Source organism: Thermus hydrothermalis (assembly GCF_022760925.1).
Classification (GTDB): Bacteria; Deinococcota; Deinococci; order Deinococcales; family Thermaceae; genus Thermus; species Thermus hydrothermalis.
Genome location: NZ_JAKTNT010000033.1, coordinates 1 through 1234, shown reverse-complemented (window position 1 = coordinate 1234; position 1234 = coordinate 1). Strand labels below are relative to the sequence as shown.

At 66.7% G+C, this 1234-nt stretch carries 1 protein-coding gene; it reads left to right on the top strand.

What is annotated here, in order from left to right:
- Nucleotides 1-70 precede the first annotated feature (70 nt).
- Nucleotides 71-1194, top strand: a protein-coding gene (locus L0C60_RS12690) for an IS3 family transposase (RefSeq protein ID WP_119359095.1) whose coding sequence is annotated in 2 segments (ribosomal slippage) — nt 71-308 and nt 308-1194 — 1125 coding nt in all. Because the reading frame shifts where the segments join, the coding sequence is not laid out codon by codon here.
- The last annotated feature ends 40 nt before the right edge of the window (nt 1195-1234 follow it).

Genomic DNA, 1234 nt, shown 5'->3' with positions numbered 1-1234 from the left:
TGAAGTGCTGCCCCAAATTTGGACCACCCCAAGAGAGAGGCCAAGGGGTGTAGTCTGAAGGGGTAGCGAGATGCGCAGGTGGTCAGCGAAGGAAAAGGCAAAAATTGTGTTGGAGGTCTTGTCGGGTCAAAGGACCGTGGCCGAAGCCTGCCGGGCTTATGGGGTGGCGGAGTCCCTCCTTTACCGCTGGCAGCGGGAGTTCCTGGAGAACGCCCACGCCGCCTTCACCTCCGGCTGCGCGGAGCAGGAGGCCCGCATCCGCGAGCTGGAACGCTTGGTCGGCCAGATGGCCCTGGAGCTGGAGGTCCTAAAAAAAGCCTCGGGGCTCTACCGGCAAAGGAAAGGCGGGAGCTGGTGAAGGCCCTCAAGGGAGCCTACCCCCTCCGCCTGCTTTCCCGGGTCCTCAGGGTGCCCCGGAGCACCCTCTACTACCGGCCCCAGGACCCCCCTCCCGAGGAGAGGGCCCTCCGGGAACGCTTGCGGGCCCTGGCGGCGGCCTGGCCCCGGTACGGCTACCGGCGCCTCACCGCCCTCTTGCGGGGGGAAGGTGTCCAGGTGGGGGAGAAGCGGGTGCGCTCCCTGATGCGCGAGGAGGGCTTGCTCCTTCCCCGCAAGGGGCCCTCCCCCAGGACCACCTCCCCAGGGGGCCTTCTCCCGGAAGGGGTGAAGAACCTCCTGCCGGGACTCGCGGTGACCCGCCCGCACCAGGTGTGGGTGGCGGACCTGAGCTACGTGGTCCTGGGGGAGGGGGTGGCCTATCTGGCGGTGGTGATGGACCTCCACACCCGCAAGATCCTGGGGGTGGCCCTGGGGCCGAGGCTGTCCCAGGGGCTTGCTCTTGCGGCCCTGGAGATGGCCCTGAGGGAGGGGTGTCCCGAGGTGCACCATTCGGACCGGGGGGTGCAGTACACCTCCAGGGCGTATGTGGAGCGGCTTTTGGGGCTAGGGGTGCGGCTCAGTTACGCGGGGACGGGGAGGCCTTGGGAGAACGGGCACGCGGAGCGGTTGATCCGGACGATCAAAGAGGAGTGGGTGGCCTTGCGGGAGTACAGGACCCTGGCGGAGGCGCGGGCCTCGGTGGAGCGGTTTGTCTTCCAGGTGTACAACCGTAAGCGTCCTCACTCGGCCTTGGATTACATGACGCCCGAGGCCTTTTCGGAGAGCCTGTTGAAAGGGGATGGGAGCCCTGACTAAACTGACCGGTAAGGTGGTCCAAATTTAGGGCCGCAGTACA